Genomic DNA, 25,093 nt, shown 5'->3' on the forward strand with positions numbered 1-25,093 from the left:
GGAATGTTATGCGTGGTTCGTTACAGGCTTACAAGAAGGTATCAGTAGATAGCCAGCTCAGTGCGGCCTCCCCGCATAAAATAGTGCAAATGCTAATGGCAGGTGCTATTGAGCGATTGATTCAGGGCAAAGCGGCGATGCAGCAAGGCAATATTCCTGTAAAAGGTGAGCGCTTGGGTAAAGCTTTGGACATTATTATCAGTTTACGCAGTTGTCTATCGATGGATGATGGTGCTGATATTGCTCAAAATCTTGATCAATTATACGAATTTATGATTACACAAGTAACTGCGGCCAACCACAAAAATGACCCTCAGTTGATAGATGACGTAATAGACATTATTCGAGAGATAAAATCGGCTTGGGATCAGATCCCAGCTGAGTTTCATAACCTTACAGCTAAAGATGTAGGCGTGTAAAAATATTGTTAATGTTTTGCAAGTTAAATTAGATAGTTAGAAACAATAGCCTTGGGTGAACATCACACCACATAATTGCCTAGTTGCCTTATTTTTTTAATCAAATAGAATAGACGCCACTAACTATCCCTAGTGGCCAATTTCAGTTGCTTAAAGTCATACTGTGAATATCGATTGAAAATTACTCGAACTAAGAGATTGATTTTCATATTTTATTTCTAGCAACTCCAAGTATTAACAAGGCAATCATTCTCATCTATGCAAGGCTTAGCAAAATTACTTGTCATTGAAGACGACGCTCAAGCACAAACTAATCTAACTTCTATTTTAGATTTTGTTGGAGAGCAGTGTGAAGTAGTCAATGTTGAACAACTCGACTCGTTAGATCTTTCCGGTATCTGGTCTGGTTGTATTGTCGGTTCGATCGGCAAGATTGAAGACGCGACGAAATTGAATGAGCGACTTTCACGCGCAAGCCATATTCCACTTTTAATTACCAATTCACAGTTTCCTTTCGCCGAGGATCTAACCAACTACGTTGGTGATCTCGCTTACCCACTAAATTACCCTCAGCTTAGCGAAGCATTACGCCATTGCCGAGATTTTCTGGGGCGCAAAGGTGTCAATGTCGTCACGTCGGCTCGAAAGAACACCTTGTTCCGTAGTTTAGTCGGTCAGAGCCATGGTATTAAAGACGTTCGCCATCTTATTGAGCAAGTTTCATCAACAGAAGCGAACGTACTTATTCTCGGTGAATCGGGTACAGGCAAAGAAGTGGTCGCGCGCAATATTCACTACCATTCCGCACGTCGAAGTGGTCCGTTTGTGCCAATCAATTGTGGTGCAATCCCACCAGATTTATTAGAAAGTGAACTGTTTGGTCATGAGAAAGGTGCATTTACTGGTGCGATTACCTCACGTAAAGGGCGTTTTGAATTAGCTGAAGGCGGCACCCTGTTTCTCGATGAAATCGGTGATATGCCAATGCCGATGCAAGTCAAACTGCTTCGAGTATTACAAGAGCGTTGTTTTGAACGTGTGGGTGGAAATAATACTATTCGAGCTAACGTGCGAGTGATTGCAGCAACACACCGCAACTTAGAAACAATGATAAACGACAGTTCGTTTAGAGAAGATCTCTACTATCGCCTGAATGTATTTCCAATTGAGATGCCTGCGTTGCGTGATCGTAAAGAAGACATCCCACTGTTGCTTCAAGAGTTGATGACGCGAATGGAAGCTGAAGGTTCACAGCCAATTTGCTTCATGCCACGAGCGATCAATTCTTTAATGGAACACGATTGGCCAGGTAATGTACGTGAGCTAGCTAATTTGGTCGAACGCATGATTATTCTTTATCCGAATAGCTTGGTTGACGTGAACCATTTACCAACGAAATATCGTTATAGTGATATACCTGAGTTTCAACCAGAGTACAACTCCACCGCTTCAATCGAAGAACAGGAACGAGATGTATTGCAGGATATCTTCTCTGATGATTTCAGTGCCGATCACCTAGACATTTTCGCCGCTGGTGACAATGCGCCACAAGCACTACCACCGGAAGGCGTAAACTTAAAAGAGATGTTAGCGGATCTCGAGGTTACCATGATCAATCAAGCGCTTGATGCACAAGGTGGCATTGTCGCAAGGGCGGCTGATATGCTGGGTATGCGGCGTACAACATTGGTAGAAAAGATGCGTAAATATAACTTGCAGCGATAGCTACTAAACATGGTCAAAAAATTGACCATATGTTAACTTGTTGTATTATAATGATAAATGGCTTGGCTTGCTTTTTGCATTCCAAGCCATTGTAGTATTTAAGGCAAATTAACGACGAGTAAGTTGGTCAACCAATGGATAACCATTTAGGATCTTTAGAAGAACAAGTACAACGTTATAAACAAGTTCTTGATGTTATGCCTGCAGGCGTTATCTTGTTGGATACTCAAGGTGTGGTAAGGGAAACGAACCCTGAAGCTGAGCGTTTACTGGAAGTGCCTTTAGTGGGGCATAAATGGTTTGAAGTGATCCAATGGGCATTTGCACCGCGTGATGACGATGGGCATGAAATTTCATTGCGTAATGGACGTAAAGTACGCCTTGCTATCTCTGCATCGACGACTGGGCAACTGATTCTGATCACTGACCTAACTGAAACACGTTTATTGCAGTCACGTATTAGTGACTTACAACGTTTGTCGTCGCTAGGACGCATGGTGGCGTCGCTTGCGCACCAAGTTCGAACGCCATTGTCGAGCGCGATGCTATACGCTGCGAATTTAAGTGCGCCGAATTTACCCCCTGCAACTAAAGACCGTTTTCAAACCAAGTTACTTGATAGATTGCAAGACCTTGAAAAACAGGTAAATGACATGCTGTTGTTTGCTAAAGGCGGTGATAATAAAGTAGTGAAACCGTTCACCATTGCCGATTTAGTAACAGAGTTTTCTCCGATGGTAGAAAGTGCCCTTAAAAATAATACGATTGATTACTGCCTAGAAGTGGAAGATGAGTCAACGCGATTAATGGGTAACGCGAACGCTATCGCTTCGGCACTGAGCAATCTTGTCATGAATGCAATCCAAATAGCAGGCAAAGAATCGCAACTTGACGTATTTTTCCGCCCTGTGAATGATGAACTAAAAATCTCGGTACAAGATAGCGGACCGGGAGTGCCTCAAGAGCTACAACATAAAATTATGGAACCTTTCTTCACCACTCGCTCTCAAGGTACGGGTTTGGGGTTAGCGGTAGTACAAATGGTGTGCCGCGCACATGATGGAAGGCTCGAACTTATTTCAGAAGAGGGTGAAGGTGCTTGTTTTACGGTTTGTATTCCGTTGGAGCGCAATCAACCTCTAGCCCAATCAGTCACGACTGGAGAATAACATGGCTCAAAGCAAGGTACTTATCGTAGAGGATGACGAAGGTTTACGAGAAGCGCTCGTAGACACCTTAGCTCTAGCTGGCTACGAATGGCTAGAGGCTGATAGTGCGGAAGACGCGCTAGTTAAGCTAAAATCGAATGCCGTTGATATCGTCGTCTCTGATGTGCAAATGGGCGGTATGGGGGGGCTAGCTTTGCTGCGTAATATCAAACAGCATTGGCCGAATCTACCAGTATTATTGATGACGGCATACGCCAACATTGAAGATGCGGTATCAGCCATGAAAGATGGCGCAATTGACTATATGGCGAAACCTTTCGCCCCTGAAGTTCTATTGAACATGGTGAGTCGTTATGCACCAGTGAGGTCGGATGATAATGGTGATGCGATTGTTGCAGATGAGAAAAGCTTGAAGTTGTTGATTTTGGCCGAAAAAGTTGCCAAAACGGATGCGAACGTGATGGTGTTGGGACCGAGCGGTTCCGGAAAAGAAGTAATGTCGCGTTATATTCACAACGCGTCGAATCGCAAAGATGGACCATTTGTCGCTATCAACTGCGCTGCTATTCCCGACAATATGCTAGAAGCAACTTTATTCGGCTATGAAAAAGGTGCGTTTACCGGAGCGGTACAAGCGTGTCCTGGTAAATTTGAGCAAGCACAAGGCGGAACCATTTTACTCGATGAAATTAGTGAGATGGAACTTAGCTTACAAGCAAAATTACTACGTGTTCTTCAAGAGCGTGAAGTGGAACGCCTTGGTAGCCGTAAGAGCATCAAGCTTGATGTACGTGTATTGGCAACCAGTAACCGAGATCTTAAGCAATACGTACAAGAAGGCAATTTCCGTGAAGATTTATACTATCGTCTGAATGTATTCCCAATTACTTGGCCTGCTTTGTGCGAACGTCAAGACGACATTGAACCTCTTGCCAAGCATCTTGTCGAGCGCCATTGTCAGAAACAAGGGATCGCAGTGCCAACCCTCAATCAAGATGCGCTCAACAAACTATTGATTTACTCATGGCCGGGTAATGTTCGCGAGCTGGATAATGTCATTCAGCGTGCGTTGATCCTGAGTGAAAATGGTCATATTGGCGGTGAGCATATCTTACTCGAAGGATTAGATTGGCAAGATGCAAGTAGCTTACAACGAGTGGTTGAAAATAGTGCTGTTATCGCGCCTACAATTAGACCGATTGCCGAAGTCGAGGCACTTAACGGTTTAGTTAGCCATTCTGGTCTTGGAAATGAACTTAGGGATCAAGAGTATGCTATCATCCTTGACACTTTAGTTGAGTGCGCAGGTCGCCGTAAAGAAATGGCGGAGAAGCTTGGTATTAGCCCACGAACTTTACGCTACAAGCTCGCAAAAATGCGCGATTCGGGGATTGATATTCCAAACTAACGTGCTATTTTCGTAAGTTAATAACTTGATGGCATAGCGCTTGCAGTGTCAGTAAAATAACGAAATTGGCAGTCAAAGAATTGACTTCTGAGGTAATAATGAGAATTGATGGCTTTAATAACGAAATGCAGGTGATGATGTTGGAAGCTGCCAGCACAAAACCAGCCGCAACCGGTCAAGTAGTGGGTGCCGATTTTAAAGACCTATTGAACAATGCCATCAATAACGTCAATAGCCTTGCAAAGACTTCCAGTGACCTTCAAACTCGTTTTGATCGTGGTGATGAGAATGTTTCATTGTCAGATGTGATGATCGCCCGTAACAAATCGAGTGTCGCGTTTGAGGCTACAATTCAGGTACGAAATAAGCTCGTAGATTCGTATAAACAATTAATGAATATGCCAGTATAATTTAGGTATCGTCAGTGTCTGAACAAAACCAGTCAACAGACTTAGCTTTATCCGATTCTTCATCAGGCAGTGCACTTGTTGCGCACAATGACTTAGACGGTGGTGGGCAAAATCCCGATTTAGATGAAAAGAGCAGCTCTAAGTTTGACTTGGCAGTTGGTGACCTCGATCTGATGCGTCAGGTCGTGTTAGTACTGTCTATTTCGATCTGTGTCGCGCTCATTGTAATGCTATTTTTTTGGGTAAAAGAACCCGAAATGCGTCCTCTTGGCGCTTATGAAACTGAAGAGCTTATCCCAATACTCGATCATCTTGATCAACAGAAACAAGGATACAAGCTTGAAGGTAACACCATCCTTGTTCCTACCAGTGAATACAACAGTCTAAAGCTCAATCTTGCTCGCGCTGGACTTAATCAAGCGACGGAAGCGGGTGATGATATCTTATTGCAAGATATGGGCTTTGGTGTTTCCCAACGCCTTGAATTAGAGCGTTTGAAGCTCAGCCGTGAGCGTCAGCTTTCAAAAACAATGGAAGAGATGACTCAAGTTCGCCGAGCACGCGTGTTACTTGCGTTGCCTAAACAAAGTGTCTTTGTTCGTCATAATCAAGAAGCGTCGGCTTCGGTTTTCTTAACCCTTAAATCCGGTAATGCTCTCAAACAAGGGGAAGTTGATTCTATTGTTGATATGGTTTCTAGCGCCGTTCCGGGTATGAAGCCAAGTCGCGTTACGGTAACCGACCAACATGGGCGCTTGCTCAGTTCTGGTTCTCAAGATGAAGCGTCAATGGCTCGCCGTAAAGAGCATGAATTAGAGCGCAAACAAGAAGCCGCATTAAGAGATAAAATTGACTCGGTACTTATTCCTATTCTGGGCTTTGGTAACTATACCGCGCAGGTGGATATTGAACTCGACTTCAGCGCCGTAGAGCAAACTCGCAAGAGCTTTGATCCTAATACGCCATCAACGCGCAGTGAATACACTCTCGAAGATTACAACAATGGCAACGTGGTGGCTGGAGTTCCTGGTGCTTTGAGTAATCAACCACCTGCCGATGCCTCAATTCCACAAGATGTGGCGCAAATGAAGGACGGCTCTGTACTTGGGCAAGGTTCAGTGCATAAAGAGGCTACGCGCAACTTTGAACTTGATACCACCATTAGCCACGAGCGTCGCCAAACGGGCGTTGTTAATCGCCAAACTGTCGCGGTAGCGATTAAAAACCGCGCGATCGTCAATCCAGAAACGGGTGATACCAGCTACCAACCTCTGTCTGAAGTCGATTTGAACTCTATCCGCCAAGTGCTTATTGGTGCGGTGGGTTTTAGTCAAGCCCGGGGTGATTTGCTGAATGTGCTTAGTATGCAATTTGCAGAGCCAGAGATGGATGCTGTTGTTGATGCACCAATTTGGGAACATCCGAATTTCAACGATTGGATTCGTTGGTTAGCGAGTGCCCTCGTTATTATTATTGTAATTGTGGTACTGGTTCGTCCTGCAATGAAGAAACTTCTTAACCCAGCAGCGGAAGAAGAAGATCAAATGTACGGTCCAGATGGCTTACCAATTGGAGCGGGTGGTGAAACCAGCTTGATTGGTGGTGATCTTGATGGTGGCGATCTGTTTGAGTTTGGCTCTAGTATTGATCTGCCAAATCTCCATAAAGATGAAGATGTATTGAAAGCTGTGCGTGCACTTGTGGCAAATGAGCCAGAGTTAGCGGCGCAAGTTGTTAAAAACTGGATGAAAGATGCCTAACGAAATCGTACCTCAAGCCCAAGGCGGCGAAGTCATTGAAAACACCGTGGATATCTCAACCATTCCCGGTGAAGAGCGTGCTGCTATTTTATTGCTGAGTTTGAATGAAGAAGATGCGGCTGGAATCATTCGCCACTTGGAACCAAAACAAGTCCAACGTGTTGGTAGTGCGATGGCGCGCGCTGCTGATCTTAGTCAAGATAAAGTAGGCGCGGTTCATCGTGCTTTCTTGGAAGACATTCAGAAGTACACCAACATTGGTATGGGCAGTGAAGACTTCATGCGAAATACCCTTGTAGCGGCGTTAGGGCAAGATAAAGCAAATAATCTTGTTGACCAAATTCTGTTAGGTACTGGTTCTAAAGGTCTTGATTCATTGAAATGGATGGACCCACGTCAAGTGGCCAGCATCATTATCAACGAACACCCACAGATACAAACTATCGTTCTTTCCTACCTTGATCCGGACCAGTCAGCGGAAATATTGTCACAGTTTGCTGAACGCGACCGCCTCGATCTGATGATGCGTATTGCCAACCTTGAAGAAGTTCAACCATCGGCATTGGCTGAGTTGAATGAGATCATGGAGAAGCAGTTCGCTGGTCAAGCGGGTGCTCAAGCTGCCAAGATTGGTGGCCTGAAAGCAGCCGCCGAGATCATGAACTACATGGACAACAATGTAGAAGGTGTCTTGATGGAGCAGATTCGCGATCAAGACGAAGATATGGCAACTCAAATTCAAGATCTTATGTTTGTATTCGAGAACCTTATCGAAGTGGACGACCAAGGTATTCAGAAGCTATTGCGTGACGTACCACAAGATGTTCTGCAGCGTGCACTGAAAGGTGCTGATGACGGTCTAAGAGATAAAGTATTCAAGAACATGTCGAAACGTGCTGCTGAAATGATGCGTGACGATCTAGAAGCAATGCCTCCAATTAAAGTTTCTGATGTTGAAGCTGCGCAAAAAGAAGTGTTGGCGATTGCGCGTCGCATGGCAGACGCTGGTGAGTTAATGCTCTCTGGCGGTGCCGACGAATTCCTATAATTAATTGCTGTTGCAAGGGGAATAATCATGTCAGGTGATAGAAAACGCGGCTTTTTGCGTCTCGATGACGATCAACAAGTCGAAAAAGCACAAAAATGGGGCTTACCTGACTACACGCCTTCTAGGCACTCACAAGCTCGTGAAACCGCAATGAATTACGATCCAGCTTGGGTGCCGAGTTTCTCTGAACCAGAGGAAGAGGTGCCAGTCGAATTGACTGATGAAGACATTGAGCTTATCAAGCAACAAGCCTATCAAGAAGGCTTGCATCAAGGTCAAGAAGCTGGATTTAAACAAGGTTACGAAAAAGGCAAAGAGCAAGGTGTGGAAGAGGGGCTGCAAGAAGGTCTTGAAGCCGGAAAAATTGAAGGTGTAGCCGCTGGACAAGAGTTCATTCAGCAGCAAGTACAAACCTTTGTCGGTCTTGCTAATCAATTTGCTCAGCCGCTTGAGTTAATGAACGCTCAAGTTGAAAGACAGTTAGTCGACATGGTCTTAACCTTAGTCAAAGAGGTTGTTCATGTTGAAGTACAGACAAACCCACAAGTTATTCTCGATACCATAAAACAATCGGTAGAAGCACTGCCTGTTTCTGGACACGCTATCACCCTTAAGCTGCATCCAGATGATGTCGAAATTATCCGTTCTTCCTATGGTGAAGAATCATTAGAGTTCCGTAATTGGACGCTGGTCGCTGAACCTGCGCTCAACCGAGGTGATGTTCAGATTGAGGCGGGTGAATCCAGTGTTAATTATCGAATGGAAGAGCGTATTCGCACAGTACTAAAAAGCTTTTGTGGTGTTAACCGCTATCAAGGTGGTGAATAGTGCTCGCACTGGCTGATCGCCTCTCCCAATACAAAACACAAGGGTTAACTTGCCGACCAGTCGCGTCTGGTAAGTTAGTTCGGGTGGTTGGTTTAACCCTTGAAGCAACGGGTTGCCGTGCACCGATTGGTAGCTTGTGTACAGTTGAAACCATGAAAGGTGAAATGGAAGCTGAAGTGGTGGGTTTTTCTGGTGATAACCTGTTTTTGATGCCAAGTGAACAAATTACCGGCGTATTACCGGGGGCTAAAGTCACCCCTCTCACCAGTGAGGTAGGTTTGCCGGTAGGAATGGAGTTACTGGGTCGTGTCATTGATGGTGTGGGCAATCCACTTGATAGTTTAGGGCCGATCTACACTGAGAAACGCGCTTCATTTAACGCAGAACCTATCAACCCATTATCACGTAAACCTATTAGTGAACCGTTAGATGTTGGTCTGAAGGCGATTAATGGTCTTTTGACCGTAGGTAAAGGTCAACGTATTGGTCTCTTTGCTGGTTCCGGTGTGGGTAAATCGGTGACGCTGGGTATGATGACACGAGGCACGACAGCGCAAGTTGTGGTGGTTGGTCTTATCGGTGAGCGTGGACGAGAAGTTAAAGAATTTATCGAAGAAATTTTAGGTGTCGATGGACGTCAGCGCTCGGTGGTCGTAGCGGCACCAGCCGATTCGTCCCCCCTTATGCGTTTAAAAGGGTGCCAAACCGCATTGACCATCGCAGAATACTTCCGAGATCAAGGTTTAGATGTTCTGCTATTGATGGATTCATTGACTCGTTTTGCTCAAGCTCAACGTGAAATAGCGCTTTCTGTTGGTGAACCGCCAGCAACCAAAGGTTACCCACCATCGGTGTTTGCCAAATTGCCAGCACTGGTTGAACGAGCGGGCAATGGTAGCCCTGAACAAGGTTCTATAACCGCATTCTTTACGGTATTGACCGAGGGTGATGATTTACAAGATCCAATAGCGGATGCTTCTCGTGCTATTTTGGATGGTCACATCGTGTTATCACGTGAAATGGCTGATGCTGGTCACTACCCTGCGATTGATGTTGAAAAGTCTGTTAGCCGTGTTATGCCACAGATCACTACCGATGAGCATATGCTGATGTCGAAAGCAGTACGTCAAGTGTTGTCAATTTGTCGTAAGAACCAAGACTTGGTTTCGATTGGAGCATATAAACCAGGCACTGATCTGGCGATTGATAGCGCGTTCACTCTCAAACCTAAGTTGGATATGTTCTTACAGCAAAGCATGAAAGAGAGTGTGCCGTACGACATGTGCGTCAATATGCTCGGACGATTGTTGAAAGGGGAGTAAGCATAAGCTATGGATAACGCACTTGGCTTTTTAGTTGAACAGGCGAAAGAACGCGAGAACCAAGCAGTACTCGCGCTCACAACAGCACGCACTGAACTAGATGGTTACTACTTGCAGCTACAGCAGATCGAAAAGTATCGTTTAGATTATTGCCAACAGTTAATTGACCGCGGTAAGCAAGGGCTGACTGCAAGCCAATACACTCATTTAAACCGATTCCTCACCACGCTAGACAATACGCTATCAAAACAAAAGCAAGCTGAATCCCATTTTAAAGACCAAGTCGAAAGTTGCGAGAATCATTGGCTTGAGTGTAGGAAGCAGCGTCGTTCATATGAATGGCTGATTGAGAAAAAACAAACAGAGAAGCAACGTTTGGAGAACATTCGAGAGCAGAAGCTGTTGGATGAATTCTCTACGCTGCAATATTCTCGACGTCATTCAAACCGGTTAGAGTAAAGCAAGGTATTGGCGCGATTTTTGCTTATTTAAGGCTTAGTTAGGTGTTTCTTTTTTAATCAAATATAGAGTGCGGGCTGGTCTGGATAAGCAGAACAAGCCAGCATATTGAATACCACCAAGAACACTGTGATTGGATCAGTCAGTAAAAAGCGAGTCAGCGCCCATGAATGTGAATTTAACATCCGCTACAGAATCAACCAAGCTCACCAAAGGGGGCCGTGAAAAAACCACGTCTTCGGATGAGACTTCTGAAGCTGAGGGCTTTTTTGCAAAGTTGACCGCGATGCTCAAAGGCGAGAGCAAAGCTGAACTTGAGACGACGGATGTCGCTGTCGAGACAAACAGTGAAGAAACGAGCGAAGACGACGCGGTTAAGATTGATGCCACCGCTGGAAAAAGCACGGATGCAGTATTAAATTCAGCTGAGAGTGAAGCCAACCTTGAACTTAGCGAAGAAGGAGAGGCTGCACTGGCTAAGAAAGTAAGCCATGAAAACGCCGAAGATGGTCAATCTACCAATGAAAAAACAGTCGGTGATAAAGCGGTCGTTATCCCTAAAGAACTAGAAAAATTTATCGAAAACGCTGACGAACAAAAATTGATGAGTTCTGAGGTTGAACAAACCGTCGCTGAGAGCGAAGAGCTGCTTGGGCGACTAGACCAGTCTAGCAAGGCATTGCAACAGGTAGACGGCAACACTTTGCCACAACAACAAGTGGATCAGTCGCAGCAGACATCGTCATCTCCATTGCCAGTCGAAGAAACCCTGACGACTTCATCAGTTCTAGCTTTATCTGACAATCAAACTATCGAAGCTAATGCTACGCAGGCCTCTGAGTTGCTACCGGCAGAGGGAGAATCTCTCTCTGTTGCGATTGAAGGTGGTGTAGCCCCTGCTGGAGAAGTAGTAGAAGCTACGGAAGTAGAAGCCGTGGAAGTGGCGACGCCTGCAATTCAAGCCAGTCAAATACCGGCTGACCAAATACAAGCAAATGGCACAGCAGTCGCCACTGAAGGTGAAGTGACGGTCACCCAAGGTGAAGTAAAACTGAATGAATCGATGGATGATTTGAACAGCGAGTTAAGTGAAGAAGCCGTTCAACCAGCAGCTATTGCATGGCAATCGACCTCTACGTCGACCAATGAAGTGACAAAACCTGTCAGCGATGACGTATTGGATAAGCAAGCGAATAAACCTGTGATTCATCAGGCTGCGGCTAATCAGCAGCTACAAGCTAATTTGGCAGCTGCTCAAACGCAAGGCACCAATCAAACTTCGTCAGCGACTAATGCGAGTGTTTTGACACCTGCGACCCCAATGGATCTTTCGGCAGTACAGCAGCTACAAGCGAGTGTAGCGCTAGCCGTCAAACCTGAACAAGCAATACTACAAGCGACAATGGGAGCAAAGGCTGCTGCAACGCTTGGCAAAATAGGACAGCAAGGTGAGACGAGCAATAATGGTGTAGAAGCTTCATTTGCACAACAGTTGGGTCAAGCAGCTGGGCAAAATAGTGTTAATGGACTGGTGAGAGCAGAGCCAACAGCACAGCCTCAACCGACTATGCAATTGAACCGAGAGATGGCAAGCGAGCAAGTGTCTGAACGCATTCAGATGATGATGTCGAAAAACTTGAAGAATATCGATATTCGCCTAGACCCACCTGAGCTAGGTCGCATGCAGATTCGCATGAATATGAATGGCGATAATGCCACAGTGCATTTTACGGTCGCTAACCAACAGGCTCGAGATATAGTTGAACAAGCGATGCCTCGACTACGTGAAATGCTGGCTCAACAGGGGCTGCAACTTGGTGATACGTCAGTACAACAACAAGCTTCAGGGCAGCAACAAGGGCAATACGCTACCTCTAACGAGGATGGAACTGGTCAAGGTAACAGCATTCAGAGCACCAATGGTGAAGAAAACCTTGAACCTGACGTCAAACTTGATTTGAATGTGGCATCAAAGCGTGATGGAATTAGTTATTACGCTTAGACTATGCCATTAGAGATGGTATTAACGGATTGATTGGCTAGAGAATCTTAGACTATGGCAGCAGAAGAAATCACAAGTGAAGCCCCAAAAGGCAAAGGAAAACTGATCATAATTGTTGTTGCAGTACTCGTGCTACTTGTTGGCGGTGGTGCGGCTGCATTCTTTTTGATGGGTTCTAGCGACAGTGCAGAGAGCGGCTCTGCAGCACAAGCTTCGGCCGCTTCAGCTGAGCTGCCAGTGTCATACGTGAATATAGCGCAGCCATTTTTGTTCAACGTGACGGGTGATAAGAAAGATCGTCTAGTCCAAATTAATGTACAGCTGATGGTGCGCGGTATCGACAATGAAAACTTAGCTCGTTACCACTCACCGTTGATTGAAAGTTCGCTGTTGGCAACATTTGCTTCTGCCACTGTTGATCAATTACGCAGTGCCAATGGGCGTGTAGAACTGCGTAAAAAAGCAACCGAAGATATTAAAGCGAGTTTAACTCGCGCAGTAGGACAGCCAGTAATTGAAAGAGTGCTGTTCACTGATTTTGTTATTCAGTAGGAATTAGTGTGACCGATTTATTAAGCCAAGACGAAATTGATGCGCTGCTGCATGGCGTAGATGATGTTGATGACGTCGATGATGATGAGGTCGTCAGTGATACAGATGCGGTAGACTTTGACTTCTCGTCACAAGACAGAATTGTTCGTGGTCGAATGCCAACGCTCGAACTCATTAACGAGCGTTTTGCTCGTCATATGCGTATAAGCTTGTTCAATATGCTGCGTAAAACCGCAGAAGTATCGATCAACGGTGTGCAGATGATGAAGTTTGGTGAGTACCAAAATACACTCTACGTGCCGACCAGTTTGAATATGGTGCGCTTTAGACCGCTTAAAGGTACCTCGCTGGTTACCATGGAAGCTCGATTAGTCTTTATTTTAGTAGAGAATTTCTTTGGTGGTGATGGTCGTTTCCATGCTCGTATCGAAGGGCGTGAATTTACCCCAACAGAGCGTCGTATCATCCAGCTTCTGCTGAAAATTGTCTTTGAAGATTACAAAGAAGCATGGTCTCCGGTGATGGGAGTTGAGTTCGAATATCTCGACTCAGAAGTAAACCCGAGCATGGCGAACATAGTTAGCCCAACCGAAGTTATCGTAGTGAGTTCATTCCATATTGAAGTGGATGGCGGTGGCGGTGATTTCCACATGGTGATGCCTTACTCGATGGTCGAACCGATCCGCGAATTGCTTGATGCGGGTGTGCAATCGGACAAAATGGAAACCGATGTCCGTTGGAGCTCAGCTTTACGCGAAGAGATCATGGACGTGCCGGTAAACTTCCGTGTTGATTTACTCGAAAAAGACATTTCATTGCGAGATTTGATGGAGTTGCAACCTGGCGACATCATCCCGATTGAGATGCCAAAACATGCGGTAATGTTTGTTGAAGAACTGCCAACCTATCGAGTTAAGATGGGGCGTTCAGGCGAAAAATTAGCCGTTCAAGTTTCAGAAAAAATTAGACGCCCAGATGTGGTGAAAACCGATATTGCTTTCCTTGGAAAAGACGTAATTTCTGAGTTAGAGCAAGATGACGGTGAAATTGAAGATTAAATCGATTAGATAGGTATTTAGGTATGGAACCAAGTGACGATCAAAGACTAGCCGACGAATGGGCGGCAGCATTAGGTGAAGATCCGAGTGCACCCGATATTGACGTTGATGAAGTGATGGCTGCGCAGTTTGATGAGCTGCAAGATACCTCTACGCCAATTTCAGATGACGAGCGTCGTAAGCTCGATACGATATTAGATATCCCTGTAACGATTTCGATGGAAGTTGGTCGCTCACAAATCAGTATTCGCAACTTATTGCAATTGAACCAAGGGTCGGTAGTGGAGCTTGAGCGTTTGGCGGGTGAATCTCTCGATGTATTGGTGAATGGTACACTTATCGCTCATGGCGAAGTTGTTGTGGTAAACGACAAGTTTGGTATTCGTTTGACTGATGTAATTAGCCAAACTGAGCGAATTAAGAAGCTTAGGTAACTTATGAAGCCGAATTATTTGTGGCTACTACTGTTATCTCCTTCGGTAATGGCGGCGTCTTCAGCGCCACCTAACCAGTTTGATTGGGCGACCACGTTTGGGTCGCTCTTGTTCGTTATAGCCCTTATTTTACTGATGGCTTGGTTGTTAAAGCGTATGCGCGTACCCACCATGGCCAATCAAAAGGGGTTAAGTGTCGTGCGACAAATTGCAGTTGGCACACGTGAGCGAATTGTGATTGTTCAAGCCGGAGAAGAGCAGTTTTTGGTAGGCATTACTCCTCAATCAATCCAACTGATTTCTAAACTGGATAAACCTTTATCTCAGGAGGAGCTAGCAGCCAGTCCATTTGCAAACCAACTGACTCAGCTATTGAAAAAGAATGACAAAAAATAATCGCATTGCGACGCTTTTGCTGGCGTTGATGTTGGCGATGGTATCAGCCTTCACTTATGCAACTGAAGAGCTGCAAACGCCAGTAAATAATAATGTCGCCTCTAATTCGGTAACCGTCTCGGCTATGGAGCGAGAGCAGGGCGCAGCAAAAACTATATCGACTAGTTCATTGATTGGTTCTGGTGGTGGGGGAATTCCAGCATTCACTGTGACCACCAATACCGACGGTACTGAAGATTACTCGGTCAATTTACAAATTTTAGCCTTGATGACAATGCTAGGCTTCTTGCCTGCAATGGTCATCTTGATGACTTCGTTCACTCGCATTGTGGTGGTGATGTCGATTTTGCGCCAAGCCATGGGTTTGCAGCAGACACCATCAAACCAAGTCATCATCGGTATCGCGATTTTCTTGACCTTTTTTATTATGTCTCCAGTTTTGACCAAGATAAACGATACTGCGATTCAACCTTATATTAATGAGCAGATCTCTGCCCGTGGTGCATTTGATTTAGCACAGATCCCTATGAAGGATTTCATGCTTAAACAAACCCGAGTGAAAGATTTAGAGACGTTCGTTAATATTTCCGGTTCAACCGCTGAAAACCCTGAAGATGTATCAATGGCAGTGCTTATCCCTGCCTTTATCACGTCAGAATTAAAAACGGCATTCCAGATTGGTTTTATGCTGTTTTTGCCATTTTTGGTCATCGACTTGGTGGTGGCATCAGTTCTGATGGCGATGGGTATGATGATGCTCTCGCCGATGATCGTGTCTTTGCCATTTAAATTGATGCTATTTGTGCTAGTTGATGGGTGGAATCTAATACTCTCCACCTTAGCTGGCAGTTTTGCCTTGTAGCGGGAGAAAATCATGACTCCTGAAATGTTTGTTGAGCTATTTCGTGACGCACTGTGGATGGTTCTGATCATGGTGTGCGCCATTGTGATCCCCAGTTTGTTGATTGGTTTAGTGGTTGCCGTTTTCCAAGCGGCGACCTCAATCAATGAACAAACACTAAGCTTCTTGCCACGTTTAGTGGTGACGCTGCTGGCGTTGATGTTCTTTGGTCACATGATGACCCAAATGATGACGGAGTACTTCTACTCCATCATTGAGCGTTTGCCTCAAGTTCTTTATTAGGTTAGGCGATGGAATATCCCGCGAATATCGTTTTAGAGTGGATAGCCAATTACTTTTGGCCGTACACTCGTATTTCTGCCATGCTGATGGTGATGACGGTAACGGGCGCTCGTTTTGTCTCAACCAAAATTAGGTTATACCTCGGCTTAGCCATCACTTTTGCTGTCATGCCAGCCATTCCTCAAGTACCACAATCCATTGAGCTACTCTCTTTTGAGGGCTTTATGGTACTGCTAGAGCAATTGGTGATTGGTGTCGCAATGGGTACCGTGACCCAATTCATGATTCAGGTTTTTGTTATCTTGGGGCAGATCTTAGGTATGCAATCGAGCTTGGGTTTTGCTTCCATGGTTGACCCTGCGAACGGTCAAAATACGCCGCTGCTTGGTCAATTGTTTATGTTTCTGGCGACCATGTTCTTTTTGGCTACTGATGGTCATCTAAAAATGTTGATGCTGGTGGTGATGAGTTTCAAATCATTACCCATTGGCTCAGGTACACTCACCGCGGTTGATTTTCGAGAGTTAGCCTTATGGCTCGGTACCATGTTTAAATTGGCGCTGAGTATGTCGCTGTCGGGTATTATTGCCTTGTTAACCATCAACCTTTCATTTGGTGTTATGACTCGTGCTGCACCACAGCTAAACATTTTTTCGTTGGGTTTTGCCTTTGCCTTGATTGTTGGCTTGCTGTTGTGCTGGTACATCATTGGTGGATTGTTTAATCACTACGAATTGATATGGCTACAAGGTGAGCAGCAAATTTGTCGTTTTATTCGTTTAGATTGTTAGTGTCGCGCTAGGAGACTGAATTGTCAGAATCAGACGGTGCAGAACGTACCGAAGACGCCACGCCCAAGCGCTTGCAGCAGGCCCGAGAGAAAGGGCAGGTTGCAAGGTCAAAAGAGTTGGCGTCAGTTTCGGTATTAGTAGTTGGGTCTATCGCTTTGATGTGGTTTGGCGACGACTTGGCGCGCGCGTTGTACAGTGTTATGGGGCGGCTATTCGATCTCACTCGAGAGGAGGTGTTCGATCAAACGAAATTGTTTGATATAGCCTTAGGTTCTCTTACTGCGCTGATTTTGCCCTTATTGATGATTCTCGTGGTGCTATTCGTCGCAGCATTGGCTGGCGCTGCTGGGCTGGGCGGGATAAGTTTTTCTGCTGAAGCGGCAATGCCTAAATTGTCAAAAATGAACCCGCTTAGCGGTCTTAAACGTATGGTTGGGATGCAAAGTTGGGTTGAGTTGGTTAAATCAATCTTAAAAGTTTCGCTGGTTTCTGGTATGGCGTTTTATTTGATCAACGCAGCGAAAGAGGATTTATTCCAACTGAGTTTGGATGTTTTTCCGCAAAACATTTTTCATGCATTGGATATTCTGCTTAACTTCATTTTGTTGATCAGTTGTTCGCTGCTGATCGTGGTTGGTATTGATATTCCTTTTCAGATTTGGCAACACGCTAACCAGTTGAAAATGACCAAGCAAGAGATAAAAGACGAATACAAAGAAACAGAAGGTAAGCCGGAAGTGAAAGGTCGTATTCGTATGCTTCAACGTGAAGCTGCCCAGCGACGCATGATGGCTGAAGTCCCTCAAGCGGATGTTATCGTGACCAACCCTGAGCACTTCTCGGTAGCATTGCGTTACGACCAATCAAAGGATCGTGCGCCTATTGTGGTTGCTAAAGGGGTTGACCATATGGCATTGAAGATCAGAGAGATCGCGCGCGCGCACGATATCTATATTGTACCCGCACCGCCATTAGCCCGCGCCCTATACCATTCGACAGAACTTGAACAACAGATCCCAGATGGATTATTTACCGCGGTGGCGCAAGTGCTGGCGTATGTATTCCAGCTTAAGCAATACCGTAAGCGCGGTGGTCAACGACCAAACCTAAAGCCGTCAGAGCTAGAAATTCCACCAGATCTGAGACAGTAAGCTTGCTTGTTGCTGAATGCCCGCTGTTACTTTTCGGGAATAGAGAGCAATACCAGTAGCGCACCGTTGCCGCCATATTCTAGAGGTGCTTGATGGAAGGCCATTACGTCAGGGTGTTGCGCTAACCAGAGTGGCGCTTTTTGTTTGAGAATGTGCTTACCAATACCATGTTGAACACAAGCACAATGGATTTCATTTTTTACGCAATAGGCAATCATCGCCCCCAGTTCGCGCTTGGCTTCTACTTGAGTCATGCCGTGCATGTCTAAAAATACATCCGGTACGTATACGCCACGACGCAGTCTCTTCACTTCGTATGTGGAAACGTCATCACGCGCATAACGCGTTGGTCCATCGTCGCTCAACAGCGGCACAAACTCATCCGAGAAATAAAACTCAGCGTCACTACTTTCGCGCGCTGTGCGCGTGATTTCTTTTTGCTTAGTATTCTTTTTTGGTTGCTGGACTATGGTATCCTGTGGCAACTTTTTTACGCCTTGTACTGCATCCTTAAAAAGGGCGAAATCGTCGTCAGCGTTAGTGTCTTTTTCGTTCATGGGTATAAAATTAGTGTTGTTAAGCATCGTTAATTTGTATTAGCAGTATTGTAGCGCTTTTCGGAGACTATTTTGGATAAGATTTTTGTAGAAGAAGCGGTATCAGAATTATATTCGCTTCAAGATATGATTCGTTGGACAGTAAGCCGCTTTAATGCTGCGAATCTGTTTTATGGTCAAGGTACAGATAATGCGTGGGATGAAGCGGTTCAGCTTATCCTGCCAACCCTTTATCTACCAATAGATGTGCCTCCACATGTTCTCAACTCGCGCTTAACCACCAGTGAGCGCATGCGCGTTGTTGAACGTGTTGTAAAACGCATTAACGAGCGCACGCCAACGGCCTACTTAACCAATAAAGCGTGGTTCTGTGGATTAGAATTTTTTGTCGATGAGCGCGTTTTAGTACCACGTTCGCCAATCGGTGAGCTTATCCAAGCTGAATTCCAGCCATGGTTGATCGAAGAGCCAGTGCGCATTATGGATTTATGTACTGGCAGCGGTTGTATCGCGATTGCTTGTGCGTACGCATTCCCAGAAGCGGAAGTAGATGCGATTGATATTTCTACTGACGCGCTGCAAGTGGCTGAGCAAAATGTTCAAGATCACGGCATGGAGCAACAAGTGTTCCCAATCCGCTCTGATCTATTCCGAGATTTAGTCAAAGAACAATACAACATCATAGTGTCGAATCCTCCTTATGTGGATGAGGAAGACATGAACAGCTTGCCGATAGAATTTACTCATGAGCCTGAACTGGGTTTAGCTGCGGGTACAGATGGCTTGAAATTGGTCCGTCGCATTTTGTCTAATGCACCTGATTACCTCACAGAGAAAGGTATTCTGATCTGTGAAGTAGGTAACTCAATGGTGCATATGATGGAGCAGTACCCACATATTCCATTCACATGGTTAGAATTTGAAAATGGTGGTCATGGTGTCTTTATGCTAACACGTGATCAACTTGTCGAATGTGCAGAAGATTTTAAGCTTTATAAAGATTAATAATCAGCTAGAGTTCTGTTTTAACGCCATGCAATTGCATGGCGTTTTTCGTTACGAAAAAGTCAAAATTGTTGTGATTTGGGGGTTTACATCAAATCGTAATAAAGCGACTATAAAAACACGAATAACAGGAAGGAACGCGGTAAATCATGTATTTGCAGCGTTCATATTGGGGTAGTAATGGCAGGAAATAGTATCGGACAACACTTTCGAGTGACAACATTCGGAGAAAGTCACGGTATCGCACTAGGATGTATCGTAGATGGTTGTCCCCCGGGGTTAGATATTTCAGAAGAGGTCATTCAAGTTGATCTTGACCGTCGTCGACCGGGCACGTCTCGTTACACCACTGCGCGCCGAGAACCAGACCAAGTTAAAATCCTGTCGGGTGTCTTCGAAGGTAAAACCACGGGCACATCCATTGGTCTATTGATCGAAAACACCGACCAACGCTCAAAAGACTACTCCGAGATCAAAGATAAATTCCGTCCTGGTCATGCAGATTATACCTACCATCAAAAATATGGTGTTCGCGATTATCGTGGTGGTGGTCGTTCGTCCGCACGTGAAACCGCAATGCGTGTTGCAGCGGGCTCGATAGCAAAACAATACCTTAAACAAGAGTTTGGTGTAGAGATTCGCGCTTATTTAGCGCAAATGGGCGACGTGGCGATAGAAAAGGTCGACTGGAATGAGATTGAAAACAACCCATTCTTTAGCCCAGATGCTGATAAAGTAGATGCCTTTGACCAACTGATTCGGGATTTGAAAAAACAAGGTGATTCGGTTGGCGCTAAGATTCAAGTGGTTGCGACGAACGTACCTGTGGGTCTAGGTGAGCCAGTATTTGATCGCTTAGATGCTGATATTGCCCACGCTCTGATGAGCATCAACGCAGTGAAAGGTGTTGAAATCGGTGACGGGTTTGATGTGGTTAAGCAAAAAGGCAGTGAGCATCGCGATGCTTTGTCGCCACAAGGCTTTGCTAGTAACCACGCCGGTGGCATTCTTGGCGGTATCTCTACCGGGCAAGAGATTGTTGCCAATATCGCTTTAAAACCAACATCAAGCATTACCGTTCCCGGTAAGACGATTGACAGACAAGGTCAACCAACAGAGCTTATTACTAAAGGTCGTCATGATCCTTGTGTCGGTATTCGAGCTGTACCGATCGCTGAGGCGATGCTAGCGATTGTGGTGATGGATCACTTGCTGCGCCACCGCGGTCAAAACTATGGTGTACAAACCGAGACACCAAAAATTTAACTGCCAATTGTGCATATAACGCTAAAAGCCAATCTGACCGATTGGCTTTTTTGTGGCTGCGATATGGTAAGGGAAGTTAGTGCAGTGGGTCGTCACTATCTAAATGAAAAGAAGGCAGACGCCACTTAAAGCGAACAGCAGCCATACGCATAAGGTAGCCCACCACTAACGTCGCGATAGTCGTGGTTACATCATCAACACCAAATTCCAATAGAGCTAAGTACAAGCCAGAAGCAACCAGTGATACTGAAGCATAAAGTTCTTCATGCAGTACTAATGGGGTTTGACGACAGATCAAATCACGCAACAAACCACCAAACACGCCGGTAACCAACGCGGACACCATACAGATACCAGGGTGCAAACCCATACCGATGGCAACTTTGGTACCTATGATGCTAAAAACAATCAAACCAAGCGCATCAAGACGAATGAATAGACCTTTGAATTTTATTACCCACTTAGCTAAGCCAGTCGTGAGAACTCCGGCAATACACGTAATCGCGAGAAATTCAGGGTTTTTCACCCAGCCTAATGGGTAGTGACCGAGTAAAATATCGCGCACGGTACCCCCGCCGATCGCGGTAGCGCTCGCAACCAACATCACGCCAAACCAATCCATTTTACGACGACCAGCACTAAGTGCGCCTGTCATCGCTTCTGCAGTGATACCGATAATGTATAACACGCTCAATAGCATAACGATTACTCAATTTATCTAGGAACAGACTTAGCGGATAGACCGCTTGTATCTTATAAAGCAAAACGGAGATTTTAGTGGTTGTTATACGGAAAGGCGAATGAGTTTTGTTGGTTGCGAAAACGTTTTTCAGATAAATATTTCTAATGTTGTTGGCGGTGAAGGCGTTTTGCAATTGTAAATAAAAGTGCGAGAATGCCAGTGTTGAAACGGTATTTAATTGCAAGTGAACATGACACACGACTATCTCGATTTAATAAAAATTTTTAATGACACCTTTTATCAAAGCTACAATACCAAACTTGAGTTAGGTGGAGATGAACCGGTTTATCTGCCCGCAGATAATGATCACGGCTATCACCGCATTATTTTTGCACGTGGATTTTATGCTTCAAGTTTACATGAAATAGCTCATTGGTGTGTAGCGGGTCCGGAGCGTCGCTTGCTAGAAGATTTTGGCTATTGGTATGAGCCTGATGGTCGAACAGAGCAAGTACAAGCAGAATTTGAAAAAGCAGAAATACGCCCGCAAGCTTACGAGTGGATTCTATCGTTAAGTGCTGGTTTTCCATTCACGGTGAGCTGCGATAATCTCAATGGCGCTTTTGAGCCTGATCGCCTTATGTTTATGCGCAAAGTTCACGTTGAAGTATTGAGTATTTTAGAGCAGGGAATACCTCCGAGAGTATTGACTCTGTCGGAAGCACTACGTGAATTTTATCATATTCCGCCATTAGCAGCAGAGATGTTCCAAGTTAAGTAGATTTTGATATTGGCTAAAAGTAGAAGCCCCATTGCTGGGGATTTTCTATTTTCGTTATGGAATGAGCCAAATGCTCTGGGCTTGGTTGTCATACTGCCAAATGAACGTTAGTGGGCTGCTATTTGCTTCCATTGGTGAAATTTCTGCAATAAGTGACTGTTGATGATTGGGGAGCCGCAGTTCGAAGATTCCTACACCATCATCGAGGCTGGCTTTAACAAAACACTTGTTGTAATCAATTGTCTCTGAGTTGTTTTCACAAATGACGATATACACTTCTTTGCCAGCCAATTGCGTTAGGTTTACATCGACCGTGAGCTGATAAGTGGATGAAAGATCATTGTCGCTAGCTATAACTAACTCGTTAAGAGAACGAGAAGATGAACTGCTACTTGGCGATGGGCTTGTTGTGTTGCCACCACCATCGCCGCCACCACCACAGGCTACAAGGCTTAAGCTGAGTAGAATTAACCATGTCGTATGCTGTTTCATTTTATTTTCCCCCAATCCTAGTCGACGTAAATATTGTTGTTTGGCTCGGTGTACCAAGTTGACGAGGTTTGCCCCGTTGGGTCTGAGGCAAAATCATCAAAATTGCTGTAAGCCTCGAGAATATTGACTTGTTCTAGCGGGTGCTGCCATGTGAGTGGGATTTCTATCGCCCAAGGTAAGCCGTTGGCAGTATGAAAGTGCGTATCACCACTTGATGCGTCACTGCCTAGTGATTTGTAACGAGTGTCAAATTTGCTGGTTGGTGCTTTGTTTTTAAGATGGATTTCCAACCCTCGTTCTGGGTAGCCGCCAGTTAATTGATGCCCAATTTCGCCATAGTAGTGACCGGGTGAAGCAAAAATAAATGGGTCATAAGGGAAATCAGGCATTTGATCGCCGGCAATTGCATTGCGCATAGTGACGGTGAGTTGCCACGTCGGACGATAGCTGGTTCCACAATTGGTTTGGGTTCGAAACATGGAGCAGCCTTCGGCTTCACCCGGTTCAGTCACATCCCATAAATCTTCATGTACGATAAGTACGGCATCATTTGTATCGGATTCTAATACGGCTGAATTGACTACTTGGTTGTTAATTATGAGCTCGATCAATTCATCTTTGATATCGCTTGGCGGTATGCCAGGAAGTCGAATGGCAAAACCAGAGTGATAATCGCCACCTAGTGCTGCAATTTTCCCTTCCATTTTTATGCGAATAATAGAACCATCCAGATGATACTCCGTGAATTTAACATTCATGAGTACGTCGTTCATATCGTAGTCACCCGCAATAGGGTACTGATCTTCATAAGCGAAAGTCGTGAAATCAGCACCGCTTGGATAAAGCTCAGTTACTACGCCTTCTTCGGTAATATCAACGGTATAATCTTCAACCTCGCCTGTCGGAACGCCGCCGGAAGGACCAATACCTGAGATTTCACTTAATCGGAACCTTGCCCAAGTCTGTCCAGCTTGCGCCCAAGGAGGAACTGAGAAGAATACATCCTGACTACCATTGGACACGGGCTTGTCTGTCATTATGATTTCATCGGCATCAAAGTTGCCATCATGGTTAAAATCTATCCATGCGTTGAGCACACTACTTTCGGAAGAACCGTTTACAGTAACGATTATTTTACTTGTTCTTCCGACTTGCATAAGTACAGGGAACTGCACACCATCATCGTCGTTGTTGCCATCAGAACTATCATCGCTAAGAGGGAAGGGGCTACCATCAGTTTCACCATCAATCAGCGTACCTAGAACCAGGGATGAGATTCCATGACGAGCCCCTGAGTTGGCGTATGAAGTATGGTAGCTATCGGGAGCGTCACCAAAATCTGTGTATTGACTTGGCTCCACTGGTGCTAAAGCGCAGCGGGCTCCGTCGTTAGAGTTGCTGGAAGGGCCGTAAGCAAAAAAGCTCGCAGTTGACTCAAGACCATTAAGTGATACACGGAATATAAAGCCATTACTATTATTGCTGGCGTATAAATTGCCATCAACATCGAAGTAGACAGCGCCGAATGTTAGCTTGTAGCCGAGCTGATTTTTGTCTAATAACTGGTTTAATCGAGTGGCTGTTCCATTACCGACATTAATCTCCCATAGGTAACCATTGCCATCGATACTATAAGCGAGTGAGTTGTCTGGATGAAAGGCCAAATCATAGATTGCAGGGTTACCAAATTGGCTAGATGGCGATACAAGAGTCATTTGGAGTGAATCGAGAGATATACGATAAAGACCATAATTCGGTCGGTAGCCGTACCAAGCATTTTCTGCCAATGACACATCACCGACATAAATTGAACTCGGTGCTCCTGCGGGTTTGGTTATGGAAAGGGTATACTTAGTAAATGTACTATCGATCAATGCGAGAGAAGCTGCCCCATAGTCCCAACCATAGATGAAGTCATCATGTTGGCTATAACCCACCGCATTAATTTTAGCAGAGCCTAAAGTAGAATTGAGTGTGATGTAGCTACCTAAGTCAATGTTCACACCATAAGCCACAGGGGTTCCAGACGGGTTTTGGATCAAGAATGCTTCAGTCGGGCAATCGCTGAATGGCAGTTGTGCATGACTGGACAATGTCACGAATGATGCGACAAGACTGGCCAACAGAGAGCCAAGTTTTGAAAGCTTTGCAGGCATAGTTTTTTCTCAGAGTTGTTCGACTTATTCCAAGAGTTGCATAGTGTGTGCCATATGCTTGAGCCCTGTTATATATAG

The 25,093-nt window shown here is 45.1% G+C and carries 26 protein-coding genes; 22 read left to right on the top strand and 4 right to left on the bottom strand.

Annotation, left to right across the window (positions count from 1 at the left end; all coding sequences use genetic code 11):
- Positions 1 to 8 precede the first annotated feature (8 nt).
- From fliS to flhB, 19 genes are all read left to right on the top strand, one after another.
- The gene (gene fliS / locus L4C38_RS16750) at positions 9 to 419 is read left to right on the top strand and encodes a flagellar export chaperone FliS (RefSeq protein WP_428798699.1); all 411 of its coding nucleotides are present in this window, start codon (positions 9 to 11) and stop codon (positions 417 to 419) included.
- A gap of 258 nt (positions 420 to 677) precedes the next feature.
- Positions 678 to 2,144, top strand: a complete 1,467-nt coding sequence (locus L4C38_RS16755) for a sigma-54 dependent transcriptional regulator (RefSeq protein WP_428798700.1) — start codon at positions 678 to 680, stop codon at positions 2,142 to 2,144.
- A gap of 134 nt (positions 2,145 to 2,278) precedes the next feature.
- Positions 2,279 to 3,313: a sensor histidine kinase gene (locus L4C38_RS16760; RefSeq protein ID WP_428798701.1), complete on the top strand. Its 1,035-nt coding sequence runs from the start codon at positions 2,279 to 2,281 to the stop codon at positions 3,311 to 3,313.
- 1 nt (position 3,314) lies between these two features.
- On the top strand, positions 3,315 to 4,721 hold the full coding sequence (locus tag L4C38_RS16765; protein ID WP_428798702.1) for a sigma-54-dependent transcriptional regulator: 1,407 nt from the start codon (positions 3,315 to 3,317) through the stop codon (positions 4,719 to 4,721).
- 98 nt (positions 4,722 to 4,819) lie between these two features.
- Complete coding sequence (fliE, locus tag L4C38_RS16770; RefSeq protein WP_428798703.1) at positions 4,820 to 5,131, top strand: flagellar hook-basal body complex protein FliE; 312 nt, start codon at positions 4,820 to 4,822, stop codon at positions 5,129 to 5,131.
- Between the two features lie 14 nt (positions 5,132 to 5,145).
- Positions 5,146 to 6,891: a flagellar basal-body MS-ring/collar protein FliF gene (gene fliF, locus L4C38_RS16775; RefSeq protein WP_428798704.1), complete on the top strand. Its 1,746-nt coding sequence runs from the start codon at positions 5,146 to 5,148 to the stop codon at positions 6,889 to 6,891.
- Positions 6,884 to 7,939: a flagellar motor switch protein FliG gene (gene fliG / locus L4C38_RS16780; protein WP_428798705.1), complete on the top strand. Its 1,056-nt coding sequence runs from the start codon at positions 6,884 to 6,886 to the stop codon at positions 7,937 to 7,939. The genes fliF and fliG overlap by 8 nt, the downstream gene beginning before the upstream one ends.
- A 27-nt stretch (positions 7,940 to 7,966) precedes the next feature.
- A complete protein-coding gene (gene fliH / locus L4C38_RS16785) occupies positions 7,967 to 8,767 on the top strand; it encodes a flagellar assembly protein FliH (RefSeq protein ID WP_428798706.1) in 801 nt (266 codons plus the stop codon).
- Entirely contained in the window at positions 8,767 to 10,089 is a 1,323-nt protein-coding gene (fliI, locus tag L4C38_RS16790) for a flagellar protein export ATPase FliI (RefSeq protein ID WP_428798707.1), read from the top strand. Before fliH ends, fliI begins: the two co-directional genes overlap by 1 nt.
- A 9-nt stretch (positions 10,090 to 10,098) precedes the next feature.
- Positions 10,099 to 10,548, top strand: coding sequence for a flagellar export protein FliJ (fliJ, locus tag L4C38_RS16795; RefSeq protein WP_428798708.1), 450 nt, complete (start codon positions 10,099 to 10,101; stop codon positions 10,546 to 10,548).
- Between the two features lie 166 nt (positions 10,549 to 10,714).
- Positions 10,715 to 12,550 carry a flagellar hook-length control protein FliK gene (locus L4C38_RS16800; protein ID WP_428798709.1) on the top strand — a complete coding sequence of 612 codons (1,836 nt, stop codon included), beginning with the start codon at positions 10,715 to 10,717 and terminating at the stop codon, positions 12,548 to 12,550.
- A 54-nt stretch (positions 12,551 to 12,604) separates the two neighbouring features.
- Positions 12,605 to 13,102, top strand: coding sequence for a flagellar basal body-associated protein FliL (gene fliL, locus L4C38_RS16805; RefSeq protein WP_428798710.1), 498 nt, complete (start codon positions 12,605 to 12,607; stop codon positions 13,100 to 13,102).
- 8 nt (positions 13,103 to 13,110) lie between these two features.
- Positions 13,111 to 14,160, top strand: coding sequence for a flagellar motor switch protein FliM (fliM, locus tag L4C38_RS16810; protein WP_428798711.1), 1,050 nt, complete (start codon positions 13,111 to 13,113; stop codon positions 14,158 to 14,160).
- A 23-nt stretch (positions 14,161 to 14,183) separates the two neighbouring features.
- Complete coding sequence (gene fliN, locus L4C38_RS16815; RefSeq protein WP_428798712.1) at positions 14,184 to 14,594, top strand: flagellar motor switch protein FliN; 411 nt, start codon at positions 14,184 to 14,186, stop codon at positions 14,592 to 14,594.
- 3 nt (positions 14,595 to 14,597) lie between these two features.
- Positions 14,598 to 14,990, top strand: a complete 393-nt coding sequence (gene fliO, locus L4C38_RS16820; RefSeq protein ID WP_428798713.1) for a flagellar biosynthetic protein FliO — start codon at positions 14,598 to 14,600, stop codon at positions 14,988 to 14,990.
- Positions 14,977 to 15,852 carry a flagellar type III secretion system pore protein FliP gene (gene fliP / locus L4C38_RS16825; protein ID WP_428798714.1) on the top strand — a complete coding sequence of 292 codons (876 nt, stop codon included), beginning with the start codon at positions 14,977 to 14,979 and terminating at the stop codon, positions 15,850 to 15,852. Before fliO ends, fliP begins: the two co-directional genes overlap by 14 nt.
- Before the next feature lie 12 nt (positions 15,853 to 15,864).
- Positions 15,865 to 16,134, top strand: coding sequence for a flagellar biosynthesis protein FliQ (gene fliQ / locus L4C38_RS16830; RefSeq protein WP_182109727.1), 270 nt, complete (start codon positions 15,865 to 15,867; stop codon positions 16,132 to 16,134).
- Between the two features lie 8 nt (positions 16,135 to 16,142).
- The gene (gene fliR / locus L4C38_RS16835; protein WP_428798715.1) at positions 16,143 to 16,925 is read left to right on the top strand and encodes a flagellar biosynthetic protein FliR; all 783 of its coding nucleotides are present in this window, start codon (positions 16,143 to 16,145) and stop codon (positions 16,923 to 16,925) included.
- A 20-nt stretch (positions 16,926 to 16,945) separates the two neighbouring features.
- A complete protein-coding gene (gene flhB, locus L4C38_RS16840; protein WP_428798716.1) occupies positions 16,946 to 18,076 on the top strand; it encodes a flagellar biosynthesis protein FlhB in 1,131 nt (376 codons plus the stop codon).
- Positions 18,077 to 18,102: 26 nt separating this feature from the next.
- Here flhB and smrB read toward each other — a convergent pair whose 3' ends face one another.
- Positions 18,103 to 18,633, bottom strand: coding sequence for an endonuclease SmrB (gene smrB / locus L4C38_RS16845; protein WP_428798717.1), 531 nt, complete (start codon positions 18,631 to 18,633; stop codon positions 18,103 to 18,105).
- 72 nt (positions 18,634 to 18,705) lie between these two features.
- Here smrB and prmB point away from each other — a divergent pair, with 72 nt between their 5' ends.
- A complete protein-coding gene (gene prmB / locus L4C38_RS16850; protein WP_428798718.1) occupies positions 18,706 to 19,638 on the top strand; it encodes a 50S ribosomal protein L3 N(5)-glutamine methyltransferase in 933 nt (310 codons plus the stop codon).
- Between the two features lie 180 nt (positions 19,639 to 19,818).
- Positions 19,819 to 20,904 carry a chorismate synthase gene (gene aroC / locus L4C38_RS16855; protein WP_428798719.1) on the top strand — a complete coding sequence of 362 codons (1,086 nt, stop codon included), beginning with the start codon at positions 19,819 to 19,821 and terminating at the stop codon, positions 20,902 to 20,904.
- A gap of 76 nt (positions 20,905 to 20,980) precedes the next feature.
- Here the strand turns inward: aroC and L4C38_RS16860 are convergent, their stop codons facing one another.
- A complete protein-coding gene (locus tag L4C38_RS16860; protein ID WP_428798720.1) occupies positions 20,981 to 21,604 on the bottom strand; it encodes a trimeric intracellular cation channel family protein in 624 nt (207 codons plus the stop codon).
- Positions 21,605 to 21,836: 232 nt separating this feature from the next.
- Between L4C38_RS16860 and L4C38_RS16865 the strand changes: the two genes are divergently transcribed.
- Positions 21,837 to 22,367, top strand: a complete 531-nt coding sequence (locus tag L4C38_RS16865) for an elongation factor P hydroxylase (RefSeq protein WP_428798721.1) — start codon at positions 21,837 to 21,839, stop codon at positions 22,365 to 22,367.
- Between the two features lie 54 nt (positions 22,368 to 22,421).
- Here the strand turns inward: L4C38_RS16865 and L4C38_RS16870 are convergent, their stop codons facing one another.
- Together L4C38_RS16870 and L4C38_RS16875 are read right to left on the bottom strand one after the other, a co-directional pair.
- The gene (locus L4C38_RS16870) at positions 22,422 to 22,859 is read right to left on the bottom strand and encodes a hypothetical protein (RefSeq protein WP_428798722.1); all 438 of its coding nucleotides are present in this window, start codon (positions 22,857 to 22,859) and stop codon (positions 22,422 to 22,424) included.
- Positions 22,860 to 22,876: 17 nt separating this feature from the next.
- Entirely contained in the window at positions 22,877 to 25,015 is a 2,139-nt protein-coding gene (locus L4C38_RS16875) for an LruC domain-containing protein (RefSeq protein ID WP_428798723.1), read from the bottom strand.
- Between the last annotated feature and the right edge of the window lie 78 nt (positions 25,016 to 25,093).

This window comes from Vibrio kasasachensis (assembly GCF_050337565.1).
GTDB lineage: Bacteria > Pseudomonadota > Gammaproteobacteria > Enterobacterales > Vibrionaceae > Vibrio > Vibrio kasasachensis.

Coding starts and splice junctions, on each gene's coding strand:
- fliL (WP_428798710.1), top strand. CDS start 12,605: ATGGCAGCAGAAGAAATCACAAGTGAAGCCCCAAAAGGCAAAGGAAAA.
- fliS (WP_428798699.1), top strand. CDS start 9: ATGCGTGGTTCGTTACAGGCTTACAAGAAGGTATCAGTAGATAGCCAG.
- L4C38_RS16800 (WP_428798709.1), top strand. CDS start 10,715: ATGAATGTGAATTTAACATCCGCTACAGAATCAACCAAGCTCACCAAA.
- L4C38_RS16860 (WP_428798720.1), bottom strand. CDS start 21,604: ATGCTATTGAGCGTGTTATACATTATCGGTATCACTGCAGAAGCGATG.
- L4C38_RS16760 (WP_428798701.1), top strand. CDS start 2,279: ATGGATAACCATTTAGGATCTTTAGAAGAACAAGTACAACGTTATAAA.
- smrB (WP_428798717.1), bottom strand. CDS start 18,633: ATGAACGAAAAAGACACTAACGCTGACGACGATTTCGCCCTTTTTAAG.
- fliN (WP_428798712.1), top strand. CDS start 14,184: ATGGAACCAAGTGACGATCAAAGACTAGCCGACGAATGGGCGGCAGCA.
- fliQ (WP_182109727.1), top strand. CDS start 15,865: ATGACTCCTGAAATGTTTGTTGAGCTATTTCGTGACGCACTGTGGATG.
- fliO (WP_428798713.1), top strand. CDS start 14,598: ATGAAGCCGAATTATTTGTGGCTACTACTGTTATCTCCTTCGGTAATG.
- fliG (WP_428798705.1), top strand. CDS start 6,884: ATGCCTAACGAAATCGTACCTCAAGCCCAAGGCGGCGAAGTCATTGAA.
- fliE (WP_428798703.1), top strand. CDS start 4,820: ATGAGAATTGATGGCTTTAATAACGAAATGCAGGTGATGATGTTGGAA.
- fliJ (WP_428798708.1), top strand. CDS start 10,099: ATGGATAACGCACTTGGCTTTTTAGTTGAACAGGCGAAAGAACGCGAG.
- L4C38_RS16755 (WP_428798700.1), top strand. CDS start 678: ATGCAAGGCTTAGCAAAATTACTTGTCATTGAAGACGACGCTCAAGCA.
- fliP (WP_428798714.1), top strand. CDS start 14,977: ATGACAAAAAATAATCGCATTGCGACGCTTTTGCTGGCGTTGATGTTG.
- aroC (WP_428798719.1), top strand. CDS start 19,819: ATGGCAGGAAATAGTATCGGACAACACTTTCGAGTGACAACATTCGGA.
- fliR (WP_428798715.1), top strand. CDS start 16,143: ATGGAATATCCCGCGAATATCGTTTTAGAGTGGATAGCCAATTACTTT.
- L4C38_RS16865 (WP_428798721.1), top strand. CDS start 21,837: ATGACACACGACTATCTCGATTTAATAAAAATTTTTAATGACACCTTT.
- L4C38_RS16765 (WP_428798702.1), top strand. CDS start 3,315: ATGGCTCAAAGCAAGGTACTTATCGTAGAGGATGACGAAGGTTTACGA.
- L4C38_RS16875 (WP_428798723.1), bottom strand. CDS start 25,015: ATGCCTGCAAAGCTTTCAAAACTTGGCTCTCTGTTGGCCAGTCTTGTC.
- fliH (WP_428798706.1), top strand. CDS start 7,967: ATGTCAGGTGATAGAAAACGCGGCTTTTTGCGTCTCGATGACGATCAA.
- L4C38_RS16870 (WP_428798722.1), bottom strand. CDS start 22,859: ATGAAACAGCATACGACATGGTTAATTCTACTCAGCTTAAGCCTTGTA.